General features: G+C 55.5%; 19 protein-coding genes. 7 read left to right on the top strand and 12 right to left on the bottom strand.

Annotated features, from left to right (window positions below; genetic code table 11):
* Position 1: 1 nt before the first annotated feature.
* From sucA to sdhC, 5 genes are all read right to left on the bottom strand, one after another.
* The gene (sucA, locus tag M987_RS12030; protein ID WP_014069377.1) at positions 2 to 2,809 is read right to left on the bottom strand and encodes a 2-oxoglutarate dehydrogenase E1 component; all 2,808 of its coding nucleotides are present in this window, start codon (positions 2,807 to 2,809) and stop codon (positions 2 to 4) included.
* Positions 2,810 to 3,078: 269 nt separating this feature from the next.
* The gene (gene sdhB / locus M987_RS12025) at positions 3,079 to 3,795 is read right to left on the bottom strand and encodes a succinate dehydrogenase iron-sulfur subunit SdhB (protein ID WP_014069376.1); all 717 of its coding nucleotides are present in this window, start codon (positions 3,793 to 3,795) and stop codon (positions 3,079 to 3,081) included.
* A gap of 15 nt (positions 3,796 to 3,810) precedes the next feature.
* On the bottom strand, positions 3,811 to 5,577 hold the full coding sequence (gene sdhA, locus M987_RS12020) for a succinate dehydrogenase flavoprotein subunit (protein ID WP_014069375.1): 1,767 nt from the start codon (positions 5,575 to 5,577) through the stop codon (positions 3,811 to 3,813).
* Positions 5,577 to 5,924: a succinate dehydrogenase membrane anchor subunit gene (gene sdhD, locus M987_RS12015; protein WP_008501088.1), complete on the bottom strand. Its 348-nt coding sequence runs from the start codon at positions 5,922 to 5,924 to the stop codon at positions 5,577 to 5,579. Before sdhD ends, sdhA begins: the two co-directional genes overlap by 1 nt.
* Positions 5,918 to 6,322 (bottom strand): succinate dehydrogenase cytochrome b556 subunit, encoded by a 405-nt coding sequence (gene sdhC / locus M987_RS12010; protein WP_020684965.1) that lies wholly within the window; start codon positions 6,320 to 6,322, stop codon positions 5,918 to 5,920. Before sdhC ends, sdhD begins: the two co-directional genes overlap by 7 nt.
* Before the next feature lie 639 nt (positions 6,323 to 6,961).
* Here sdhC and M987_RS12005 point away from each other — a divergent pair.
* Positions 6,962 to 8,245: a citrate synthase gene (locus tag M987_RS12005; protein WP_014069373.1), complete on the top strand. Its 1,284-nt coding sequence runs from the start codon at positions 6,962 to 6,964 to the stop codon at positions 8,243 to 8,245.
* A gap of 100 nt (positions 8,246 to 8,345) precedes the next feature.
* Here the strand turns inward: M987_RS12005 and nei are convergent, their stop codons facing one another.
* The 7 genes from nei to M987_RS11970 all read right to left on the bottom strand — a co-directional run bounded on the left by nei (position 8,346) and on the right by M987_RS11970 (position 14,455).
* Positions 8,346 to 9,137 carry an endonuclease VIII gene (nei, locus tag M987_RS12000; RefSeq protein WP_014069372.1) on the bottom strand — a complete coding sequence of 264 codons (792 nt, stop codon included), beginning with the start codon at positions 9,135 to 9,137 and terminating at the stop codon, positions 8,346 to 8,348.
* A 22-nt stretch (positions 9,138 to 9,159) separates the two neighbouring features.
* Positions 9,160 to 9,897 (bottom strand): 5-oxoprolinase subunit PxpA, encoded by a 738-nt coding sequence (gene pxpA / locus M987_RS11995; protein ID WP_014069371.1) that lies wholly within the window; start codon positions 9,895 to 9,897, stop codon positions 9,160 to 9,162.
* Positions 9,884 to 10,816 carry a 5-oxoprolinase subunit PxpC gene (pxpC, locus tag M987_RS11990; RefSeq protein WP_014069370.1) on the bottom strand — a complete coding sequence of 311 codons (933 nt, stop codon included), beginning with the start codon at positions 10,814 to 10,816 and terminating at the stop codon, positions 9,884 to 9,886. Before pxpC ends, pxpA begins: the two co-directional genes overlap by 14 nt.
* Positions 10,810 to 11,466, bottom strand: coding sequence for a 5-oxoprolinase subunit PxpB (pxpB, locus tag M987_RS11985; protein WP_014069369.1), 657 nt, complete (start codon positions 11,464 to 11,466; stop codon positions 10,810 to 10,812). The genes pxpC and pxpB overlap by 7 nt, the downstream gene beginning before the upstream one ends.
* 14 nt (positions 11,467 to 11,480) lie before the next feature.
* Entirely contained in the window at positions 11,481 to 12,224 is a 744-nt protein-coding gene (locus M987_RS11980; RefSeq protein ID WP_014069368.1) for a type 2 GTP cyclohydrolase I, read from the bottom strand.
* 10 nt (positions 12,225 to 12,234) lie between these two features.
* The gene (phrB, locus tag M987_RS11975; RefSeq protein WP_014069367.1) at positions 12,235 to 13,647 is read right to left on the bottom strand and encodes a deoxyribodipyrimidine photo-lyase; all 1,413 of its coding nucleotides are present in this window, start codon (positions 13,645 to 13,647) and stop codon (positions 12,235 to 12,237) included.
* A gap of 601 nt (positions 13,648 to 14,248) precedes the next feature.
* On the bottom strand, positions 14,249 to 14,455 hold the full coding sequence (locus M987_RS11970; protein ID WP_014069366.1) for a YbfA family protein: 207 nt from the start codon (positions 14,453 to 14,455) through the stop codon (positions 14,249 to 14,251).
* Between the two features lie 308 nt (positions 14,456 to 14,763).
* Here M987_RS11970 and kdpF point away from each other — a divergent pair, with 308 nt between their 5' ends.
* Genes kdpF through kdpE form a run of 6 tightly spaced genes read left to right on the top strand, consistent with a single transcriptional unit; the run spans position 14,764 to position 22,549 of the window.
* Positions 14,764 to 14,853, top strand: a complete 90-nt coding sequence (gene kdpF, locus M987_RS24475) for a K(+)-transporting ATPase subunit F (RefSeq protein WP_014069365.1) — start codon at positions 14,764 to 14,766, stop codon at positions 14,851 to 14,853.
* Positions 14,853 to 16,532, top strand: a complete 1,680-nt coding sequence (gene kdpA, locus M987_RS11960; protein ID WP_014069364.1) for a potassium-transporting ATPase subunit KdpA — start codon at positions 14,853 to 14,855, stop codon at positions 16,530 to 16,532. The genes kdpF and kdpA overlap by 1 nt, the downstream gene beginning before the upstream one ends.
* Before the next feature lie 18 nt (positions 16,533 to 16,550).
* Positions 16,551 to 18,599: a potassium-transporting ATPase subunit KdpB gene (gene kdpB, locus M987_RS11955; protein WP_014069363.1), complete on the top strand. Its 2,049-nt coding sequence runs from the start codon at positions 16,551 to 16,553 to the stop codon at positions 18,597 to 18,599.
* 12 nt (positions 18,600 to 18,611) lie between these two features.
* Complete coding sequence (gene kdpC, locus M987_RS11950; protein WP_014069362.1) at positions 18,612 to 19,187, top strand: potassium-transporting ATPase subunit KdpC; 576 nt, start codon at positions 18,612 to 18,614, stop codon at positions 19,185 to 19,187.
* Positions 19,188 to 21,875 (top strand): two-component system sensor histidine kinase KdpD, encoded by a 2,688-nt coding sequence (gene kdpD / locus M987_RS11945; RefSeq protein WP_014069361.1) that lies wholly within the window; start codon positions 19,188 to 19,190, stop codon positions 21,873 to 21,875. It abuts the gene before it with no gap.
* Positions 21,872 to 22,549 carry a two-component system response regulator KdpE gene (gene kdpE / locus M987_RS11940; protein WP_014069360.1) on the top strand — a complete coding sequence of 226 codons (678 nt, stop codon included), beginning with the start codon at positions 21,872 to 21,874 and terminating at the stop codon, positions 22,547 to 22,549. Before kdpD ends, kdpE begins: the two co-directional genes overlap by 4 nt.
* Positions 22,550 to 22,616 lie beyond the last annotated feature (67 nt).

Genomic DNA, 22,616 nt, shown 5'->3' with positions numbered 1-22,616 from the left:
ATTAATCGACGTTCAGCGCGTCATTGACCAGATCTTGTTGCTGCTTCTGGTGAACGGACATATACCCTACCGCCGGAGAGGCGGAGGCCGGGCGACCTGCATAACGCAGAGCAGACCCAAATGGAATCACTTCACGGAAATGATGCTGGCTGCAATACCATGCGCCCTGGTTGAGCGGCTCTTCCTGGCACCAGACAAAATCATGTACGTGAGCATATTGTTTCAGCACTTCCTGCATCGCCTGATGCGGGAATGGATAAAGCTGTTCGATACGCACGATGGCGACATCTTTCTGGTCGTTCTTACGGCGTTGTTCCAGCAAGTCGTAATAAACCTTACCAGAACACATTACGACACGCTTGATGCCTTTCGGATCCAGCTCGTCAATCTCGCCGATGGCCGGCAGGAAGGTGCCGTTTGCCAGTTCATCCAGGCTGGACACGGCCAGCGGATGACGCAGAAGTGATTTCGGAGACATCACCACCAGTGGACGACGCATCCCGCGCAGCGCCTGACGACGCAGCATGTGGTAAACCTGAGCCGGGGTAGACGGCACGCAAACCTGCATGTTCTGCTCAGCACAGAGTTGCAGATAACGTTCCAGACGCGCGGAGGAGTGCTCCGGACCCTGCCCTTCGTAACCGTGTGGCAGCAGCATGACCAGGCCACACATACGACCCCACTTCTGTTCACCCGAAGAGATGAACTGGTCGATAACCACCTGCGCACCGTTGGCGAAGTCACCGAACTGCGCTTCCCAGATGGTCAGGGTGCGTGGTTCTGCGGTGGCGTAGCCGTATTCAAATGCCAGTACCGCTTCTTCAGACAGTACGGAGTCCCAGACCTTGAACTGGCCCTGGCCGTTATGTACATGCTGCAACGGGGTATAGGTAGAACCGTTAGTCTGGTTATGCACCACGGCATGACGGTGGAAGAAGGTACCACGGCCGGCATCTTCACCGGACAGACGAACAGGAATACCTTCATCAACCAGCGTTGCGTAAGCCAGGGTTTCAGCGCCGCCCCAGTCGAACAGCTTCTCACCTGCCGCCATAGACTGACGGTCACCATAGATCTTCGCTACGCGAGACTGCATCTCGATAGCATCTGGTACGGTACTGATGCGTTTAGCCAGCTCCTGCAAACGTTTCATCTCGACCTTGTTCGGGTAGCTCTCATCCCACTCGTGGTTGAGGTACGGCGACCAGGTAAAGGAGTGCATGTTCATTGGGCGCAGCTCTTTCACTACGCACTCACCCGCATCCAGTGCGTCGCGGTAAAGATTGACCAGCTCGGTCGCATCTTCCAGCGTCGCCACTTTGTCGCCTTCCAGCTTATCAGCATAGATTTTACGTGGAGTTGGGTGTTTTTTGATTTTCTGGTACATCAACGGCTGGGTTGCACTTGGCTCATCAGCTTCGTTGTGGCCGTGGCGGCGGTAGCAGAACAGGTCAATCAGCACGTCACGCTTGAAGGTATTACGGTAGTCCAGCGCCAGGCGGGTCACGAAAGCAACCGCTTCTGGGTCATCCGCGTTAACGTGGAAGATTGGCGCCTGTACCATTTTACCGATGTCGGTGCAGTACGGCGTTGAGCGTGCGTCCAGCGGGTTAGAGGTGGTGAAGCCCACCTGGTTGTTGATCACGATGCGAACGGTACCGCCCACTTCATAACCACGCGCTTTCGACATGTTCAGGGTTTCCTGAACCACGCCCTGACCGGTAATTGCCGCATCACCGTGAATGGTAATTGGCAGCACTTTATTGCTGCTTGGCTCGTCAAGACGATCCAGACGCGCACGTACGGAACCGATAACCACCGGGCTGACGATCTCAAGGTGCGACGGGTTAAACGCCAGCGCCAGGTGGACCAGACCGCCATCGGTTTCGATATCAGACGAGAAGCCCATGTGGTACTTCACGTCACCGGTGCCGAGGTGCTCTTTATGTTTGCCCGCGAATTCGTCGAATAGGTCCTGCGGTTTTTTACCCAGCACGTTGACCAGCACGTTCAGACGACCACGGTGCGCCATGCCCAGTACCACTTCACGGGTACCGCTGTTGCCTGCGTGGCGAATCAGCTCTTTGAGCATTGGCACTAATGCATCACCACCTTCCAGCGAGAAGCGTTTTGCGCCCGGGAATTTCGCGCCCAGATAGCGCTCAAGGCCTTCTGCTGCGGTCAGTTCACTCAGAAAACGTTTTTTCTCTTCAACAGAGAAGGTCGCATGGCCTGCCACAGATTCAATGCGCTGCTGGATCCAGCGTTTTTCTTCTGTAGAGGTAATGTGCATATATTCCGCGCCGATGGAGCCGCAATAGGTTTGCTTGAGCGCATCAATCAGATCGCCGAGCTTCATCGTGTCTTTGCCGATAGCAAAAGAACCTACGTTAAAGGTTTCCTGGAAATCGGCCTCGGTCAGATCGTGATAAGCCGGATCAAGATCCGCTACACGGTCTTGCTGCCACAGTCCCAGCGGATCGAGATTCGCATGCTGGTGACCACGGAAGCGGTAAGCGTTGATAAGTTGCAGGACTTTAACCTGCTTCGCATTGGTGTCAGGGTCGGAAATCGCAGAAGAGTAACGTGAGGCATCCTTCGCCAGACGGCGGAAATAATCACGTGTTTTAGAGTGGAATTGATCCGGTTTGACTCCCGTGCCAGGCAACTCCTGGAACATGGAACGCCAGTTTGCGTCCACTGAGTCAGGATCGGTTAAGAAGTCTTCATAGAGCTGTTCGATCCAGCTCTGGTTCGCACCAGAAAGGAAAGAAGAGTCCAGCCAGGCTTTCATTGCGCCGTTCTGCATCGTGATCCCTTAAGCATTTTTATGCTTACTTTCGCCGTAGAAACTACCACGCACACCACGTGTACGTGCCGGGGTTCACCTGCGAGCTCTTTTCATTTGGCCCGCGAAGGAACCTTTAGAAACTGTCTTAGGGATTTCCCCTCACCCCGACCCTCTCCCACAGGGAGAGGGGGAAGGTCGTCGGCAGTTTTTAAAGATTTCCTGCAATCTGTTCCCTCTCCCTGTGGGAGAGGGTTAGGGTGAGGGGAACAGCGCTCCCCTCTCACTACTTACGCACTGCGTTGCAACAACATCGACTTAATATGGCCGATGGCGCGCGTTGGGTTCAGCCCCTTAGGACAAACACTGACGCAGTTCATGATGCTATGGCAGCGGAATACGCTGAAAGCGTCACTCAGTCCTTCCAGACGGCTATCGGTTTCGGTGTCGCGGCTATCGATCAGGAAGCGATAGGCAGCCAGCAGACCCGCCGGGCCGATGAACTTGTCCGGGTTCCACCAGAACGATGGGCAAGACGTCGAACAACATGCACAGAGAATACACTCGTACAACCCATCGAGTTTTTCACGCTGCTCAGGAGACTGTAAGTGCTCACGAGCGGGTGGATTTTGCCCATTATTCAATAAGTAAGGCTTAATCTTCTCATATTGTGCATAGAATTGCCCCATGTCCACCACCAAATCGCGCACGACCGGCAGGCCTGGCAGAGGACGGATAACAATTTTCTGACCCGGGCGCTGCAACGCCGAAATTGGCGTGATGCAGGCCAGACCATTTTTGCCGTTCATGTTGACACCGTCAGAGCCGCAAACCCCTTCACGGCAGGAACGACGGAACGACAGTGTCGGATCTTTTTCTTTCAGCTGCATTAAGGCATCCAGCAGCATCATGTCACGGCCTTCTTCTGCTTCCAGCGTGTAATCCTGCATACGCGGAGCATCGTCTACATCCGGGTTATAACGATAAACTGAGAATTCGAGTTTCATTGTCCTGTCTCCGCATTAGTAAGTACGAATCTTCGGCGGGAACGCCGGACGCAGTTTCGGTTCCATATTGACGCTACGACGCGTCATGGATTCCGACTCTGGCAGATACAGGGAATGGCACAGCCAGTTTTCGTCATCACGATCCGGGAAGTCGAAGCGGCTATGCGCGCCACGGCTCTCGGTACGGAAGTTTGCCGACACCGCAGTTGCGTAAGCGGTTTCCATCAGGTTATCCAGCTCCAGACACTCAACGCGCTGGGTGTTGAACTCGCTGGACGTGTCGTCCAGACGGGCATTTTTCAGACGCTCGCGGATCGCTTTCAGCTGCTCAAGGCCTTTGGCCATCGCGTCACCTTCACGGAATACCGAGAAGTTGTGCTGCATACATTCCTGAAGCGCTTTACGGATTTCCACCGGATCTTCACCGTTACGGTTACCGTTCCAGCGGTTCAGACGTTCGAGAGAGGCATCGATTTCAGCGTCGGTTGCGTCAAGCAGGTCGCCCTGTTCGGCAATCGACTCTTGCAGATGCAGACCCACCGCACGACCAAATACCACCAGGTCCAGCAGAGAGTTACCGCCCAGACGGTTTGCACCGTGTACGGATACGCAGGCGATTTCGCCTACCGCGAACAGGCCAGGGATAACCACATCTTCGCCCTGCTCGTTCACGGTCAGCGCCTGACCGGTCACTTTGGTCGGAATACCGCCCATCATATAGTGACAGGTTGGGATAACCGGAATCGGTTCTTTTACCGGGTCAACGTGGGCGAAGGTACGGGACAGCTCCAGGATACCCGGCAGACGGGATTCCAGAACCTCTTTACCCAGGTGATCCAGTTTCAGCTTGGCGTGTGGACCCCATGGGCCGTCACAGCCGCGACCTTCACGGATTTCGATCATGATGGAACGCGCCACCACGTCACGACCCGCCAGGTCTTTCGCATTCGGGGCATAACGCTCCATGAAGCGCTCGCCGTGTTTGTTCAGCAGATAACCACCTTCACCACGGCAGCCTTCTGTTACCAGAACGCCCGCACCGGCGATGCCGGTTGGGTGGAACTGCCACATTTCCATATCCTGCACCGGCACACCAGCGCGGATAGCCATGCCAACGCCGTCACCGGTGTTGATGTGGGCGTTAGTAGTCGATTGATAAATACGGCCTGCGCCACCGGTCGCCAGCACGGTTGCGCGGGCTTTGAAGTAAACCACTTCACCGGTTTCGATGCACAGCGCGGTACAACCGACAACTGCGCCATCGGCGTTTTTCACCAGATCCAGCGCGTACCACTCGGAGAAGATAGTGGTATGGTTTTTCAGGTTCTGCTGATACAGCGTGTGCAGCAGTGCGTGACCGGTACGGTCAGCTGCCGCCGCAGTACGTGCCGCCTGCTCGCCGCCGAAGTTTTTCGACTGGCCGCCAAACGGACGCTGATAGATGGTGCCATTTTCCAGACGGGAGAACGGCAGACCCATATGATCCAGTTCCAGAATCGCTTCCGGGCCAGTCTTACACATGTATTCGATGGCATCCTGGTCGCCGATGTAATCGGAACCTTTTACCGTATCGTACATGTGCCATTCCCAGTTATCTTCATGGGTATTACCGAGCGCAACGGTGATGCCACCCTGCGCAGATACGGTGTGCGATCGGGTCGGGAAGACTTTAGAGAGCAGCGCACAGGTCTGGCCGCTCTGGGAAATTTGCAGCGCTGCGCGCATACCTGCGCCACCAGCACCAATTACAACAGCATCAAATTCTCTGACTGGCAGTTTCATTACACACCCCACACCACAACGAATCCATAAATGACGTAAACCACCAGAGCAACGACGATAGCCAGTTGCAGAGGAAGACGAATGGCCAGTGGTTTAACGTAATCGGTCAACACCTGCCACATGCCAATCCAGGCATGGATAAGGATGGAGAACAGAGCCAGCAGGGTGAACACTTTGGTGAAGGCAGATCCGAAGAACCCGCTCCAGATTTCCCACGTCAGCGTGCCGCTGGTCGCGAAGAAACCAATCATATAGATGATGTAAAGGGTGAGAACGATGGCGGTAGCACGGACCAGAATGAAGTCATGTACGCCGTTGCGTCCTAATGCGGAGGCGTTGCTTACCATACGAGAACTCCTGCGAGAAGTGAAAGCACGACAGTAATCACAAACGAAATGTTAGCGGAGCGTTTCCCGGCTTCGAAGGTTTCTTCCAGATAGCCAAAGTCCATCAGCATATGGCGAACACCCACTACAACGTGGTACGCCAGCGCAGTCAGAATGCCCCACATGATAAATTTCACGAAGAAGCTGTTCATAATGGCAGAGGCCTGAAGGAACCCTTCAGGAGATGAGAGGCTGGTTCCCAGTAACCACAGCAGAATACCGACCGCCACAAACGTAATTACACCTGAAACACGGTGCAAAATGGACGCTATTGCTGTTACAGGGAATCGGATCGTTTTGAGATCCAGATTGACAGGTCTTTGTTTTTTCACATTTCTTATCATGAATAACGCCCACATGCTGTTCTTATTGTTTCCTTCCTCCGGACTGCGATGCGGGTCAAGCAGCGTTCCTTTTCTATAACTGCGCGTCATGCAAAACATTGCTTCCAAATGCTAAAACGACACGTTACAACGCTGGGTGGCTCGGGATTGCAGGGTGTTCCGGAGACCTGGCGGCAGTATAGGCCGTTCACAAAATCATTACAATTAACCTACATACAGTTTGTCGGGTTTTCTCTGGAACAGTGATCAGGGTCACGATAACAACATCTTTTTAAATTTTAATCATCTGATTTGACAAATGTTAAACAATATTGTTACAAACGTCATCAGAAAAGGCATATAATGCGCAAAAGTTATGAGGTCTCTCTTTCACCTGACAAATAGTTATGTAACAGTGTGATGGTATTGACCGAAGTTATCAGGACAGTTATTAGTGATATACAGGTTTGAATAATTCGGACTGCAAAAACGCTGATTTGCTGTGTTTTCACTGATATTTCATCCGTTTACCTGCAAGGCGCCATAGCTCTGTACCCTGGTTTCTCCTCGTGAGCTGAGCGGTAAGCCAAATAACAATCTGGTAACGGTGATTAACAGCTGAATGCAAATCCGGTGAACAGCAGTCTTAAGCATAAGGCGCTAAGGAGACCGTAAATGGCTGATACAAAGGCAAAGCTCACCCTAAATGGTGACACTGCTATTGAACTGGATGTGCTAAAAGGCACGCTCGGTCAGGATGTTATTGATATCCGTACGCTGGGTTCTAAAGGTGTTTTCACCTTCGACCCTGGATTCACCTCTACCGCATCTTGCGAATCCAAAATCACCTTCATCGACGGTGACGAAGGTATCCTGCTTCACCGCGGTTTCCCCATCGATCAGTTAGCCACCGAATCCAACTATCTGGAAGTGTGCTACATCCTGCTGAACGGCGAAAAACCTACGCAGGATCAATATGATGAATTCAAAACCACCGTTACCCGCCACACCATGATCCATGAGCAGATCACCCGTCTGTTCCATGCGTTCCGTCGTGACTCTCACCCGATGGCGGTGATGTGCGGTATTACTGGTGCGCTGGCAGCGTTCTACCACGATTCCCTGGACGTGAATAACCCACGTCACCGTGATATCGCGGCGTTCCGTCTGCTGTCCAAAATGCCTACCATGGCAGCGATGTGTTACAAATACTCTATCGGTCAGCCGTTCGTTTACCCACGTAACGACCTCTCTTATGCCGGTAACTTCCTGCGTATGATGTTCTCCACTCCGTGCGAAGAGTACGAAGTGAACCCGGTGCTGGAACGTGCAATGGACCGTATTCTGATCCTGCACGCAGACCACGAGCAGAATGCCTCTACGTCTACCGTGCGTACCGCTGGCTCTTCAGGCGCGAACCCGTTCGCCTGTATCGCTGCGGGCATTGCCTCCCTGTGGGGACCGGCACACGGCGGCGCGAACGAAGCGGCACTGAAGATGCTGGAAGAGATCAGCTCCGTGGAACACATTCCTGAGTTTGTGCGTCGCGCGAAAGACAAGAATGACTCCTTCCGTCTGATGGGCTTCGGTCACCGTGTTTATAAAAACTATGACCCACGCGCAACCGTGATGCGTGAAACCTGTCATGAAGTGCTGAAAGAACTGGGCACCAAAGATGATCTGCTGGAAGTGGCGATGGAGCTGGAACACATCGCGCTGAACGATCCGTACTTCATCGAGAAGAAACTCTACCCGAACGTCGATTTCTACTCTGGTATCATCCTGAAAGCGATGGGTATTCCGTCTTCCATGTTCACCGTGATCTTCGCCATGGCACGTACCGTGGGCTGGATCGCGCACTGGAACGAAATGCACAGCGAAGGCATGAAAATCGCCCGTCCTCGCCAGCTGTATACCGGCTACGAGCAGCGTGATTTTAAGTCTGATATTAAGCGCTAATGTTAACAGGGTGCGGCTTGATGCCCTCACCCTTGCCCTCTCCCACAGGGAGAGGGAACACACATTAAAAACGGCAACCTTCGGGTTGCCGTTTTGCTTTTTACTTCTGGCACCCAGGGCACCAGTAAAACGGTCTTGAAGAGAGCGTTGTCTTCTCAATCACCCCGCCGCACCGCTCGCAGGGTTTACCATCGCGATGAAACACCTTAAAGCGGAACAGCGCCCCGTGGTGCTTGTTGTCATCCACCATGCCACGCGTGTTGTACGAAAGACGCGGGATATCCAGCAGCGCATGGGATAACGCATCGAGTTGCGCGTCATTCAGCTGCGATGCTTTATGTTGCGCCGCCAGCCCCACCGCCCACAGAATTTCCACACGAAGGTAATTCCCTAACCCCGCCAGAAACGCCTGATCGAGCAACAGCCCCGAAAACTGCCGGTTGCGGAAAGTGGGCGATAACAACCGTGCTTTAACATCCTGTGCCGTCAGCCGCATATCCAGCACATCCGGCCCGACACGTTGCAGGAACGGGTGAGTGAGCAGTTGCTCCGGCGTTAACATTTCGATATCCGAGGCGCTGTACAGCAGGATAGTTTTATCAGCCGCTTGCAATTTAACACGCAGCACTCGGGTGGTTTGTAATGACTCACCCGTATTAACCACCCGCCAGACACCGTAAAGCTGGTTATGGCTATATAACGTCAGGTTATGGGAAAAGTGCGTTAGCAGTGCCTTGCCCCGCGTTTCGATATGGGTCACCGTTTGCCCCACCAGCTGTGCTTCAAACGGCTTAAGTTGAGGGAAAGCAAACCAGACATCCGTCAGGGGTTTGCCTTTTATCGCCACCTCCAGGCTATCCGCCGCGCGGCGGATCTCCGGGCCTTCTGGCATCTTTCAGTCCTTATTGTAAAATTCAGGCGCGAACGAGGATCCCCTGTTCGGCAAAAGCAGCCCGTAGACGACGCGCAAACAGCAGCGCGTGCTCGCCATCACCGTGTAAGCACACCGTTTCGGCCTGTACGTTTGCCTGCGTACCGTTAATGGTTTTCACCCGCCCGGTGCGTACCATGTCCAGCGTTTGCGCCAGCGCCTGCGCGTCATCAGTGATAAGCGCGCCCGGCTGACTGCGTGGTACCAGGCTTCCGTCCTGCTGATATCCTCTGTCGGCAAATACTTCCTGACGAGTCACCAGCCCCAGACGCTGCCCGGCGCGAATAAGTTCACTGCCCGCCAGTCCGACCAGGATCAGCTGCGGGTTGTGATCCCGCACGGCACGGGCAATGGCGTCCGCCAGAGCCGGATCCTGCGCGGCCATGTTGTAGAGCATTCCGTGCGGCTTCACGTGGCGCAGTACGCCGTGCTGGGCGCGGACAATCGCATCCAGCGCCCCGGTCTGGTACAGCGTCTGGGCGTAAACCGTCTCAGGCGGTAAAACCATTGCCGTACGGCCAAAGTTTTCCCGGTCGGGGAATCCCGGATGGGCACCTATCGCCACGCCATGTTTAATAGCATTACGCACGCTCACCAGCATGGTTTGCGCATCGCCCGCATGAAACCCGCAGGCGATATTGACCGAAGAGACCAGCGTCATCAGCTCTGCGTCGGCCTGCCCGCCCTCGCCCAGATCGGCGTTTAAATCAATCTTTACCATCGAGTCGCCACGCAAGTTGTTCCAGATAGCGTTGCTGATCGTGGCGCGCTTTCAGCGCCTCTTCCAGCGAACATTGCACGAAGTGGATCGGCTGCCCAAGCGGTATTTGCGCCAGATGGTAGCGATCGGCATCAATAATACAGGCAATACGCGGGTAACCACCTGTTGTCTGCGCATCATTCATCAGCACAATCGGTTGACCGTTTCCCGGCACCTGGATGACGCCAGGCAACAAACCGTGGGACAGCATTTCCCGGTCGGTGGTCCGGTTCAGGGGTTGCCCCTGCAAACGATAGCCCATGCGGTTACTTTGCGAGCTAAGGTGCCACGGGGAGCGCCAGAAGGACTCCTGAGAAACCTCGTCAAATTCCTGATACTCAGGTCCTGGCAGGGCGCGGATCAGGTTACCCCAGAGCAGTTGTTTCACCCCCTGGGTTGTGGTGAAGCGGCGAGACGACGGCTTAATGGCCAGGCGATCGCCGTCGCGAAGTAAGCGCCCTTCATGCCCACCAATGCCCGCTTTGGCATCGGTACTAGACGAGCCCATCACTTCCGGCACATCGATGCCCCCGGCAACCGCAAGATAGCTGCGTACACCGTGTAACGGGCGTTTTAGCGCCAGACGCTGGCCCGCTTTCGCCCGCAGTCGCCAGCCCGTCCACACCGCTTTGCCATCAAGCGTGGCATCGCAACCTGCACCGGTCAGGGCAAACCAGGTTTCCTGGCTAAATTCCACCACGCACTGACCAAGGGTGATTTCCAGCGCTGCCGTACTGCCCGGGTTGCCCACCAGCAGGTTGGCAATTTCAAGTGCAGGCCGGTCGAGTGCCCCACAATAGCTGACGCCCGACTGGCGCAGGCCAAACCGGCCCACATCCTGAACCGAGGTATAAAGTCCTGCGCGAATAAGCGTTAACATATCCCCTCCTTCTGCGGGATAAAGCGCAGGGTATCACCAGGGCGAAGGAGGATTGGCGCATCCTTGCCGGGTTCAAATAACGGCGCAGAGGTATGCCCGATCAACTGCCAGCCACCAGGTGAAGCAAGCGGATAAATGCCGGTTTGCTGCCCTCCGATAGCCACGGTCCCCGCCGGGACGCTCAGGCGCGGTTCCGCCCGGCGTGGTGTGTGCAGCTCAGGAGATAAACCGCCCAGATACGGGAATCCGGGCTGGAATCCTAAAAACCAGACCACGTAGTTCACAGAGGCGTGCAGCTCGACAACCTGTTTTTCTGTTAACCCGCAGTGCTGCGCCACAACAGACAAATCAGGGCCGCCCTTACCGCCATAAATGACCGGGATCTCAATCGCCCGGGATTCTGGCTCCAGCGCGTCACTCTCTTCCCACCAGCACTGCAAACGCTCGATGGCGTCCAGCGCCAGGGTATGCGGATTACGCAGAACAACGGTGATGTTGTTCATACCCGGAATGGCCTCCACCACTTCCGGCACATCCGCCAGGCGCTGCGTTAGCCGCCAGATACGCTTTTGCGTGGCAAGGGTTACCGGAGGCTCAAGCTCCAGAACCACTGCTGTTTCACCCAGAAGATAACAACGCGCTCGCTGCACTTAAGCACCTCTCATCAGGCAGGATTTGGGATATCCACAAACGTCACATCCAGATCGGTATTTTCCGTCAGCCACTCGCTGAGTGCGCGGATGCCGCCACGCTCTGTTGCGTGATGCCCGGCCGCGTAAAAATGCAGCCCTTGTTCACGTGCGGAGTGAATGGTCTGTTCAGATACTTCGCCGGTGATGAATGCATCCACGCCGAAACGCGCCGCGCTGTCGATAAAGCCCTGGCCGCCGCCAGTACACCAGGCAACGCGTTTAACCGTATCTGGCCCGGTATCGCCGCACCACAGCGGGCGGCGGCCCAGTCGGGCTTCAATCCAGGAGGCCAGCTCCAGCCCGGGCACCGGCATGGCCAGCTCACCCCACGGGACCAGCGGCTCGATTTCGCCCATCACCGTGATGCCCAGCAGCTGCGCGAGCTGGACGTTATTACCCAGTTCAGGATGGGCATCCAGCGGCAGGTGATAACCGTAGAGGTTAATGTCGTTTGCCAGCAGCGTTTTGAGACGGTTACGCTTCATACCACGGATAATCGGCGATTCGTTTTTCCAGAAATAACCGTGATGCACAATCACCGCATCGGCTTCCTGGCGCACTGCCTCATCCAGCAGTGCCTGGCTTGCCGTTACGCCTGTCACTATCTTCTGTATGTTTTCACGCCCTTCAACCTGCAAGCCATTTGGACCGTAGTCGCTGAAGCTGGCACTGTTCAGCTTCTCGTTAATCAGACGTTCCAGTTCGCTGTTTTTCATCATCACTCTCTTAGGCTTTACGGGCGGCTTCATACGCTGCCAGGGTGGCAACGCGCGCCTGTTTATGGTCAACAATCGGGCGGGGATAATCGAGCGTGACGCCCTGTTTATCCGCCCACACCCAGGGCTCATGCAGCGCTTTCAGCGGCACGTCAGCAAGCTCGGGAAGCCAGTGACGAATAAACTCGCCGTCAGGATCAAACTTCTGCCCCTGGGTGGTCGGGTTAAAAATACGAAAATAGGGAGCGGCATCTGTTCCCGTTGACGCGGCCCATTGCCAGCCGCCGTTGTTGGCCGCAAGGTCGCCATCAATTAGCTGAGAAATAAAATAACGCTCCCCGATACGCCAGTCGATAAGCAGATCTTTCACCAGAAAACTGGCGGTGATCATGCGCAGGCGGTTGTGCATCCAGCCGGTTTCATTGAGCTGACGCATCGCGGCATCCACTATCGGGTATCCCGTCAGCCCGTTTTGCCAGGCGTTCAACTGAGTATCATTCATCTGCCATTTTACGTTATCCGTCCAGCGAATGAAGGGCCGGTGCTTACATAAACCAGGATGATATGTCATCAGATGACGGTAAAACTCACGCCAGATAAGCTCGTTAAGCCACACCGCGCCCGCGCCGCCTTCCAGCGCCTGCGGCTGTTCCGCCAGCAGACGATGCAAACACTGACGCGGCGAAAGGACACCGAGGGTTAAACAGGCGGATAAACGGCTGGTGCCTTCAATGGCAGGGTAATCCCGGCGGGTTTCGTATTCAGCCGCATCCTGTTTGCAGAAGTGGCGCATCTGAGCAATAGCCGCCTTTTCGTCTGGGGGAAAAAAGGTTTCATCAAAGGTTTTTTGCGGGTAATCAAACGTGAGTCTGGGCAGGTCCGTTAACGTTTCTCCCCTGGACGCAGGGGCGGCAACGCACTCCGGGAGCGACTCTTTCAGGCGTTTGATAAACGCATTTTTGAACGGAGTAAAGACTTTATACATCTCGTGGTTGCCGGTCATAACGCTGCCCGGCGGCAGCATTACGCTGTCATCAAATCCCTGACACACCACATTCTGCAACGTTTTTTCCAGCTGGCGATCGCGTTGCTGCTCGTTGAATTCGTACTGATAGTTGTAAAAGAGATGCGTAACGCTGTGCTGTTCGCAGATGTGCTGCACCTTTTGCAACTGCGCGGCAAAATCACTGACCTCTTCATACAGCAGAGGAATGCCTTTTTCTGCGAGTGAGTGTTGCAGGCTATTGAGATGCGAGGCTAAACAGGCCGCTTGCCGTGGGGCCATCCTATGCTGCCGCCACTGTTCGGGCGTAGCGATAAACAGCGCCAGCACTCTGGCATCCTGAGAGCGGCAGGCTGCCGCGAGAGCGATGTTGTCATGTAGGCGCAGGTCCGCGCGAAACCAAACCAGATGGGTGGGCATAAAACTCCAGGCAAATATCCATTATGTCCGTAAGGGCACGCCACTAAAGGAAAAAGCGGCGTCCTTATACTGTACTTTGCCATGAAGTGTAGACGGGATGAAATAAAAAAGGCCGCCCGAGGCGGCCTTAACGCTACTTGTCCTGCGCTATCGTGGTCAATGCAACAAACCCGGTCGGTTCATCACGCTTAACAACGAGTACGCTGGCGACAATGAACGCAATGCATATATAGCGTTTCATTATGCGGTCCCTGCAGCTAACCGCTCCACCGTTCACCACCGGTGATAAGTCGGTGGACACAAGCCCGGGTAGGTGGGCTGCTTTACGGCTGTAAATACACCTTTCCCTGGACCGATGCCCATGTGCGAGATGGCGGAAAGGGACACTGCATCATAGTTAACATCACCGCCAAAGATAAGTTATTCGAATAAAATTAGGATTTTATAAAGGTCAGAAGGGATTGCTATCTGTTCACTCGAGGGTATGATGAAAATCCCGGGTAGGGGCTGCAAGACCACCCAACGGACCGCGAATCCAGAGGGACAAAAAAACCGCCACATTGCTGTTGGCGGTTTTTTTATTGCTGTGTGTAATCTTTTTTTAGTAGAAATCGCAGGTCGCTTTTTCGGCCTGATCCATCCATACCGGCTTCTCGCTGGTTTTCGCCCAGACGCGGTGCAGATAGCTGTAAAAACGTGCGCGGTCTTTCCAGAAAAGCATCACCGGCAGTGCGAGGACACCAGCCACTACGGCGAAAGTGCGACGCATGAAAACGATATGAGCCGGATATTCTTTATAAAGATCCATAATTTTCTCCCCTATAGTTGGCCGGAAACGTCATCCGGAAAATTCAAAATCTGTGATCTGGCTAAAATAATACCGTCTTGATTGTAATTTTACTACTCATCCGACCACTTATTTTCATTCATTTGGCAAATATTTACATTCAACTCGTAACTAAGTTACAGAGAAGTTAACAAGATACTTACCATTAGTTAAATTGTGGCCTTTTCATTTTTATACTTTTTTTACACCCCTCCTCCTGATTTTTGCGAAATCTTTGCGCCGTAAATCCTACCTTTAGCACAAATACAAATGTCACCCGGAGGTGGATTGTGAGTGCAGGTCTGATTGCCGGCATCGTGCTGGTTTTCCTGTTATTGGGTTATCTGGTTTATGCCCTGATTAATGCGGAGGCATTCTGATGGCTGCTCAGGCGTTTTTGCTTATTGCCAGCTTTTTACTGGTGCTGTTCCTGCTTGCAAGGCCACTGGGAACCCTGCTTGCGCGCATGATAAACAACGTGGCACTGCCCGTTGTTGGCAGTGTTGAAAAAGGGATCTGGCGCGTACTGGGAATACGCGACCTGGAGATGAACTGGTGCCAGTATCTGATGGCCATCCTGCTGCTCAACATTGTCGGCCTGTTTGCGCTGTTCGCGATGTTGATGCTTCAGGGCATTCTGCCGCTGAACCCGCAACAGCTGCCGGGACTGTCCTGGCATCTGGCGTTGAACACGGCGGTCAGCTTCATCAGTAATACCAACTGGCAGTCCTATGCCGGTGAAACCACCCTGAGCTACTTCAGCCAGATGGCCGGCCTAACGGTGCAGAACTTCCTTTCTGCGGCCAGCGGTATTGCGGTGATCTTCGCCCTGACACGAGCCTTTGCGCGCCAGAATGTCGGTACGCTGGGTAACGCCTGGGTCGATTTGACACGTATCACCCTGTGGGTGCTGCTCCCAATCTCCCTCATCATGGCGTTGTTCTTTATTCAGCAAGGCACGCTGCAAAACCTGCTTCCCTACACAAGCTACACCTCGCTTGAAGGGGCAAAACAGCTTTTGCCGATGGGGCCGGTTGCCTCGCAAGAGGCCATAAAAATGCTCGGCACCAACGGGGGCGGGTTCTTCAATGCTAACTCGTCTCATCCGTTTGAAAACCCAACCGCACTGACGAACTACGTACAAATGCTGGCGATCTTCCTGATCCCTGCCGCGCTGTGCTTTGCGTTTGGCGATGTGGTTAACGATCGCCGCCAGGGCCGAACCCTGCTCTGGGCGATGTCCCTGATCTTTGTGGTTTGTGCAGCGCTGGTGATGTGGGCCGAATGGAATGGCAACAGCCACTTCATGCAGCTGGGTGCCAGCAGCAACATCAATATGGAAGGGAAAGAGAGCCGCTTTGGCATCCTGGCGAGTAGCCTTTACGCGGTTGTCACCACGGCGGCTTCATGCGGTGCAGTCAATGCGATGCACGACTCCTTTACGGCACTGGGCGGCATGATCCCACTCTGGCTGATGCAAATTGGTGAAGTGGTGTTTGGCGGCGTGGGTTCCGGGCTGTATGGCATGTTGCTGTTTGTTCTGCTGGCGGTATTTATCGCCGGGCTGATGATTGGCCGCACCCCGGAATACCTGGGTAAAAAAATCGACGTGCGCGAAATGAAGCTCACGGCGCTGGCTATCCTGGTCACTCCGGCACTGGTGCTGCTTGGCACTGCGCTGGCGCTGATGACCGAAGCGGGACGCAGCGGCATCTTCAACCCGGGCATTCACGGTTTTAGTGAAGTGCTTTACGCCGTCTCGTCTGCAGCCAACAACAACGGTAGCGCCTTTGCGGGTCTGAGCGCCAACTCCCCGTTCTGGAACTGTCTGCTGGCGTTTTGCATGTTTGTCGGCCGTTTTGGCGTCATCGTCCCCGTGCTGGCTATTGCCGGTTCGCTGGTGAGTAAAAAAATCCAACCAACCACCAGCGGTACATTACCGACCCACGGTGCGCTGTTCACTGGACTGCTGATTGGCACTGTGTTGCTGGTCGGTGCCCTGACCTTTATCCCCGCCCTCGCGTTAGGCCCGGTCGCGGAATATCTCTCTTTACGCTGATTTTGCGGAGAATTTGTCATGAGTCGTAAACAACTGGCCCTGCTTGAACCGTCTTTAGTTCGCCAGGCGCTAATGGATGCGGTGAAAAAGTTGAGCCCGCGCGTTCAGTGGCATAACCCGGTGATGTTTATCGTCTGGGTTGGCAGCCTGCTCACCACGGCACTGGCGGTAGCGATGGGAACCGGTCATCTGGTGGGAAATGCGCTGTTTACCGCGGCAATCAGCCTCTGGCTGTGGTTCACCGTGTTGTTTGCCAACTTTGCCGAAGCCCTGGCGGAAGGCCGCAGTAAAGCGCAGGCCAACAGCCTGAAAGGGGTAAAAAAGACCGCGTTTGCCCGCAAATTACGCGAGCCAAAGTATGGCGCACAGATGGATCACGTCCCGGCGGATGAGCTGCGTAAAGGGGATGTGGTGCTGGTCGAAGCCGGGGACATCATCCCCTGCGATGGCGAAGTCATCGAAGGCGGGGCATCGGTCGACGAAAGCGCCATTACCGGGGAATCCGCCCCGGTTATCCGTGAATCCGGCGGCGACTTTGCCTCCGTCACGGGCGGCACGCGCATTCTCTCTGACTGGCTGGTTATTCAGTGCAGCGTTAACCCGGGTGAAACCTTCCTCGACCGGATGATCGCCATGGTCGAGGGCGCACAGCGTCGTAAAACGCCAAACGAAATCGCCCTGACCATTCTGCTGGTTGCCCTGACCATTGTCTTCCTGCTGGCAACCGCCACCCTGTGGCCATTTTCCGCCTACGGTGGTACGGCTGTCAGTATCACTGTGCTGGTTGCCCTGCTGGTCTGTCTGATCCCGACCACCATCGGCGGGCTGCTTTCAGCCATTGGTGTGGCGGGCATGAGCCGGATGCTGGGTGCGAACGTGATTGCCACCAGCGGACGTGCCGTTGAAGCCGCGGGTGATGTGGACGTTCTGCTGCTGGATAAAACCGGGACCATCACCCTCGGTAACCGTCAGGCGTCGGATTTCTTACCCGCGCCCGGCGTGGATGAAAAAACGCTGGCTGACGCTGCGCAGCTTTCGTCGCTGGCCGATGAAACACCGGAAGGCCGTAGCATCGTGATTCTGGCTAAGCAGCGTTTTAACCTGCGTCAGCGCGATGTGCAGAGTCTTCATGCCACCTTTGTGCCGTTCACCGCCCAGACTCGTATGAGCGGGATTAACATCCAGGACCGGATGATCCGCAAAGGCTCCGTTGACGCCATTCGTCGCCATATCGAAGCTAACAACGGCCATTTCCCGCCAGAAGTGGACAAACTGGTCGAAAGCGTTGCCCGTCAGGGTGCCACCCCACTGGTTGTGGCAGAGGGTTCGCATGTGCTGGGCGTTATTGCGCTGAAAGATATCGTTAAAGGCGGGATCAAAGAGCGTTTCGCCCAGTTACGCAAGATGGGGATCAAAACGGTGATGATCACCGGGGATAACCGTCTTACCGCTGCCGCCATCGCAGCAGAAGCGGGCGTGGATGATTTCCTGTCAGAAGCTACGCCGGAAGCCAAACTGGCGCTGATCCGCCAGTATCAGGCTGAAGGCCGCCTGGTGGCGATGACCGGTGACGGCACCAACGATGCGCCAGCACTGGCGCAGGCCGATGTCGCGGTGGCAATGAACTCCGGGACACAGGCGGCGAAAGAGGCGGGAAACATGGTCGACCTCGACTCTAACCCGACCAAACTGATTGAGGTCGTTCACATCGGTAAACAGATGCTGATGACACGTGGTTCACTGACCACCTTCAGTATTGCCAACGATGTGGCGAAGTATTTTGCCATTATCCCGGCGGCGTTCGCGGCAACCTATCCGCAACTGAACGCGCTAAACGTCATGCATCTGCACTCCCCGGCGTCGGCCATTCTGAGCGCGGTGATTTTTAACGCCCTGATCATCGTCTTCCTGATCCCGCTGGCGCTAAAAGGCGTGAGCTACAAGCCACTGACCGCCGCCGCCATGCTGCGCCGTAATCTGTGGATTTACGGGCTCGGTGGGCTGGTCGTTCCTTTCGTTGGCATCAAGGTTATCGACATGCTGTTGACCCTGTTTGGGCTGGTTTAAAAGGTGAATCAAATGACAATGTTACGCCCCGCTATACTTCTGTTTATTCTGTTATCGCTGATTACCGGCGGGCTTTACCCGCTGGTGACCACCGCGCTGGGCCAGTGGTGGTTTACCGATCAGGCGAACGGCTCGCTGATTATGCAGGATGGCGAAACCCGTGGTTCACGCCTGATTGGTCAGAACTTTACGGATGCCCGCTACTTCCAGGGCCGCCCTTCCGCCACGGCTGAAAGCCCGTATAATCCAATGGCTTCCGGCGGCAGTAATCTGGCCGGCAGCAACCCGGACCTGGACCATGGGATCGCTGAACGCGTTGCCGCCCTGCGTGCAGCCAATCCGCAGGCCAGCCGCGAGGTGCCAGTCGAGCTGGTGACGGCATCTGCCAGCGGGCTGGACTACAGCCTGACCCCGGAATCAGTCGCATGGCAAATTCCGCGCGTGGCTGCCGCCCGCCAGTTGACCACAGAACAGGTAAGCCAGTTGGTGGCCGAACATACGCAAAAACCGCTGGTCAGTTTCATCGGGATGCCAGTCGTGAACATTGTTGAGCTGAATCTGGCGCTGGACGCGCTAAGGAAAAACTAAATGACCGACGAGCCCATTCGCCCGGATCCGGACAGGCTGCTCGAACAGACCGCTGAAGCCCATCGCGGCAAACTGAAAATCTTTTTCGGCGCCTGTGCGGGGGTCGGGAAAACCTTTGCCATGCTCACGGAAGCACAGCGGCTACGGGCGCAAGGGCTCGATATTCTTATCGGCGTCGTCGAAACGCACGGGCGCAAAGAGACGGCGGCGCTGCTGACCGGGCTTGCCACGCAGCCGGCACGCCGCATCAGCCACCGTGGACGTCTGGTCACTGAGTTCGATCTGGATGCAGCCCTCGCCCGCCGCCCGGCGCTTATCCTGATGGACGAACTGGCGCACAGCAATGCGCCAGGCTCACGTCACCCTAAGCGCTGGCAGGACGTCGAGGAGCTTCTGGAAGCGGGCATCGACGTTTTTACGACGGTGAACGTTCAGCATCTGGAGAGCCTGAACGACGTGGTCAGCGGTGTCACCGGTATTCAGGTGCGGGAAACCGTGCCGGATCCGTTCTTCGACTCTGCCGATGAGGTGGTGCTGGTTGACCTTCCTCCTGACGATCTGCGCCAGCGTCTGCACGAAGGTAAGGTGTATATCTCAGGCCAGGCCGAACGCGCTATCGAACATTTCTTTCGCAAAGGCAACCTGATTGCCCTGCGCGAGCTGGCCCTGCGCCGCACGGCAGACCGCGTTGACGATCAGATGCGCGCCTGGCGTGACCTGCAAGGACAAGAGCGCGTCTGGCACACGCGGGATGCCATTCTGCTGTGCATCGATCACGGCAGCGGCAATGAAAAACTTATCCGTACAGCCGCCCGGCTGGCGGCAAAATTTGGTAGCGTCTGGCACGCGGTGTATGTCGAAACCCCTCGTCTTCATGCTCTGCCGGAAAACCAGCGCCGGGCGATCCTGAGCTCGCTCCGGCTGGCCCAGGAGCTTGGCGCTGAAACTGCCACCCTTTCTGACCCGTTAGAAGATAAAGCCATTCTGCGCTATGCACGCGAACACAATCTCGGCAAAATCGTGATTGGTCGACGTCAGCATCGCCGCTGGTTTAGCCGCGAATCCTTTGCCGATAAGCTGGCCCGACGCGCACCGGATCTGGACCTGGTGATTGTAGCGCTTGATGACAAACCCTCTCCCCTGCCTGGCCGCCTGCCGGATGCCCGGGCGTTTAGTGATAAATGGCGTATTCAGATCCGCGGCTGCCTTGTGGCTGTCGTACTTTGCGCCTTGATAACCCTGATTGCCAGCCAGTGGCTGATCGCCTTTGACGCCGCTAACCTGGTGATGATTTACCTGCTGGGTGTGGTAGTGGTGGCGCTTTTCTTCGGCCGCTGGCCGTCGGTACTGGCGACGGTTATCAACGTGGTGAGCTTCGATCTGTTCTTTATTGCCCCGCGCGGCACGCTGGCGGTGTCGGATGTGCAGTACATCCTGACGTTTGGCGTGATGCTTACCGTGGGGCTGGTTATCGGGAATCTGACGGCGGGCGTTCGCTATCAGGCGCGGATTGCCCGCTATCGAGAACAGCGCACTCGCCATCTGTACGAGATGTCCAAATCCCTGGCGGTGGGCCGCACACCGCTGGATATCGTCCAGACCAGCGAGCAGTTTATTCGCTCGACGTTTCACGCCAGCAACCTGATTTTATTACCTGACGAGCATGGCGTGTTGCGTCCACTGACGTCAGCCACCGGCATGACGCCCTGGGATGAAGCCATTGCCCGCTGGAGTTTTGACAAGGGTTTACCCGCCGGTGCCGGGACCGATACGCTGCCAGGCGTGCCTTACCAGATCCTGCCGCTACGCAGTGCCGACAAAAATCAGGGGCTGGTGATTGTCGAACCCACCAACCTGCGCCAGCTGATGATCCCTGAGCAACAGCGTCTGCTGGAGACATTTACCCTGCTGGTCGCCAGCGCGCTTGAGCGTCTGGCGCTCACCGCCAGCGAAGAGCAGGCAAGGCTTGCCAGCGAACGCGAGAGCATTCGTAACTCCCTGCTGGCGGCGCTGTCGCACGACCTGCGTACCCCGCTCACCGTGCTGTTTGGTCAGTCAGAGATCCTGACGCTAGACCTGGCGGCGGAAGGATCGAGCCACGCCATGCAGGCCAGTGAAATACGCCAGCATGTGCTCAATACCACCCGGTTGGTGAATAACTTACTGGATATGGCACGCATTCAGTCCGGCGGTTTTAACCTCAAAAAAGAGTGGCTGACGCTTGAGGAAGTGGTCGGCAGCGCCTTAAAAATGCTCGAGCCGGGAATGGGCGGTCGGCATATTGAGCTGAACCTGCCAGAGCCGCTTACGCTGATCCACGTTGACGGGCCGCTGTTCGAACGCGTGCTGATCAACCTGCTGGAAAATGCCGCTAAATATGCGGGGCAGAAAGCGCGTATTGGCATTAACGCAACGGTAGAGGAACATACCTTGCAGCTCGACGTCTGGGACACCGGGCCAGGCATTCCTGCCGGGCAGGAGCACGCTATTTTTGAGAAATTCGCGCGCGGGAATAAGGAATCAGCCATTCCGGGAGTCGGGCTTGGGCTGGCGATTTGCCAGGCTATCATTGATGTGCATGGAGGAACCATTTCGGCGGCGAACCGCCCGGAAGGTGGCGCGCATTTCTGTGTTACACTTCCTCTTGATCCCCCGCCAGAACTTGATGAATTACCAGAGGATTTGTGATTAACGTCCTGATTGTTGAAGATGAACTCGCGATTAGTCGTTTTCTGCGCGCCGCGCTGGAAGGAGACGGCCTGCGCGTTCATGACGCGGGGACGCTCCAGCGTGGCCTTATCGAAGCCGCAACCCGCAAGCCGGACCTTGTCATTCTCGATCTGGGGCTACCGGATGGCGATGGCATCGATTTCATCCGCGAAGTGCGCCAGTGGAGTCAGATGCCCATTCTGGTGCTCTCGGCCCGTACCGAAGAGACAGATAAAATCGCGGCACTCGATGCCGGGGCTGACGACTATCTGATTAAGCCCTTTGGGATTGGCGAACTTCAGGCCCGGCTTCGCGTGGCGCTGCGCCGACACAGCGCCACCACCCCTTCAGAGCCGGTGTATACCTTTTCTGACATTCAGGTTGATTTAGCGTCGCGGCGCATTCAGCGCGGTGAAGAAGAAATCCACCTCACCCCGATTGAATTTCGCCTGCTCGCTGTTTTGCTCAACAACCACGGTAAGGTCCTCACCCAGCGTCAGCTGTTAAATCAGGTCTGGGGACCCAATGCTGTCGAACATAGTCACTATTTACGCATATATATGGGACACCTTCGCCAGAAACTCGAAGTCGACCCCGCGCGTCCTCGTCATTTATTAACTGAAACCGGTATCGGTTATCGGTTCATGATTTGAATAGTTATTCATTTTAATTTTGTTTTATCTTAAAACCCTCCGAAATTTATATTAAAAAATAACAAAG

This window comes from Enterobacter soli ATCC BAA-2102 (assembly GCF_001654845.1).
Taxonomy (GTDB): Bacteria; Pseudomonadota; Gammaproteobacteria; order Enterobacterales; family Enterobacteriaceae; genus Enterobacter; species Enterobacter soli.
The sequence above is the reverse complement of the archived record's forward strand: the minus strand, read 5'-3'. Positions and strand labels throughout refer to the sequence as shown.

Excerpts from the sequence above, each read along its gene's own strand:
- sucA (WP_014069377.1), bottom strand. The coding sequence starts at position 2,809 with ATGCAGAACGGCGCAATGAAAGCCTGGCTGGACTCTTCTTTCCTTTCT.
- sdhB (WP_014069376.1), bottom strand. The coding sequence starts at position 3,795 with ATGAAACTCGAATTCTCAGTTTATCGTTATAACCCGGATGTAGACGAT.
- sdhA (WP_014069375.1), bottom strand. The coding sequence starts at position 5,577 with ATGAAACTGCCAGTCAGAGAATTTGATGCTGTTGTAATTGGTGCTGGT.
- sdhD (WP_008501088.1), bottom strand. The coding sequence starts at position 5,924 with ATGGTAAGCAACGCCTCCGCATTAGGACGCAACGGCGTACATGACTTC.
- sdhC (WP_020684965.1), bottom strand. The coding sequence starts at position 6,322 with ATGTGGGCGTTATTCATGATAAGAAATGTGAAAAAACAAAGACCTGTC.
- M987_RS12005 (WP_014069373.1), top strand. The coding sequence starts at position 6,962 with ATGGCTGATACAAAGGCAAAGCTCACCCTAAATGGTGACACTGCTATT.
- nei (WP_014069372.1), bottom strand. The coding sequence starts at position 9,137 with ATGCCAGAAGGCCCGGAGATCCGCCGCGCGGCGGATAGCCTGGAGGTG.
- pxpA (WP_014069371.1), bottom strand. The coding sequence starts at position 9,897 with ATGGTAAAGATTGATTTAAACGCCGATCTGGGCGAGGGCGGGCAGGCC.
- pxpC (WP_014069370.1), bottom strand. The coding sequence starts at position 10,816 with ATGTTAACGCTTATTCGCGCAGGACTTTATACCTCGGTTCAGGATGTG.
- M987_RS11980 (WP_014069368.1), bottom strand. The coding sequence starts at position 12,224 with ATGAAAAACAGCGAACTGGAACGTCTGATTAACGAGAAGCTGAACAGT.
- phrB (WP_014069367.1), bottom strand. The coding sequence starts at position 13,647 with ATGCCCACCCATCTGGTTTGGTTTCGCGCGGACCTGCGCCTACATGAC.
- M987_RS11970 (WP_014069366.1), bottom strand. The coding sequence starts at position 14,455 with ATGGATCTTTATAAAGAATATCCGGCTCATATCGTTTTCATGCGTCGC.
- kdpA (WP_014069364.1), top strand. The coding sequence starts at position 14,853 with ATGGCTGCTCAGGCGTTTTTGCTTATTGCCAGCTTTTTACTGGTGCTG.
- kdpB (WP_014069363.1), top strand. The coding sequence starts at position 16,551 with ATGAGTCGTAAACAACTGGCCCTGCTTGAACCGTCTTTAGTTCGCCAG.
- kdpC (WP_014069362.1), top strand. The coding sequence starts at position 18,612 with ATGACAATGTTACGCCCCGCTATACTTCTGTTTATTCTGTTATCGCTG.
- kdpD (WP_014069361.1), top strand. The coding sequence starts at position 19,188 with ATGACCGACGAGCCCATTCGCCCGGATCCGGACAGGCTGCTCGAACAG.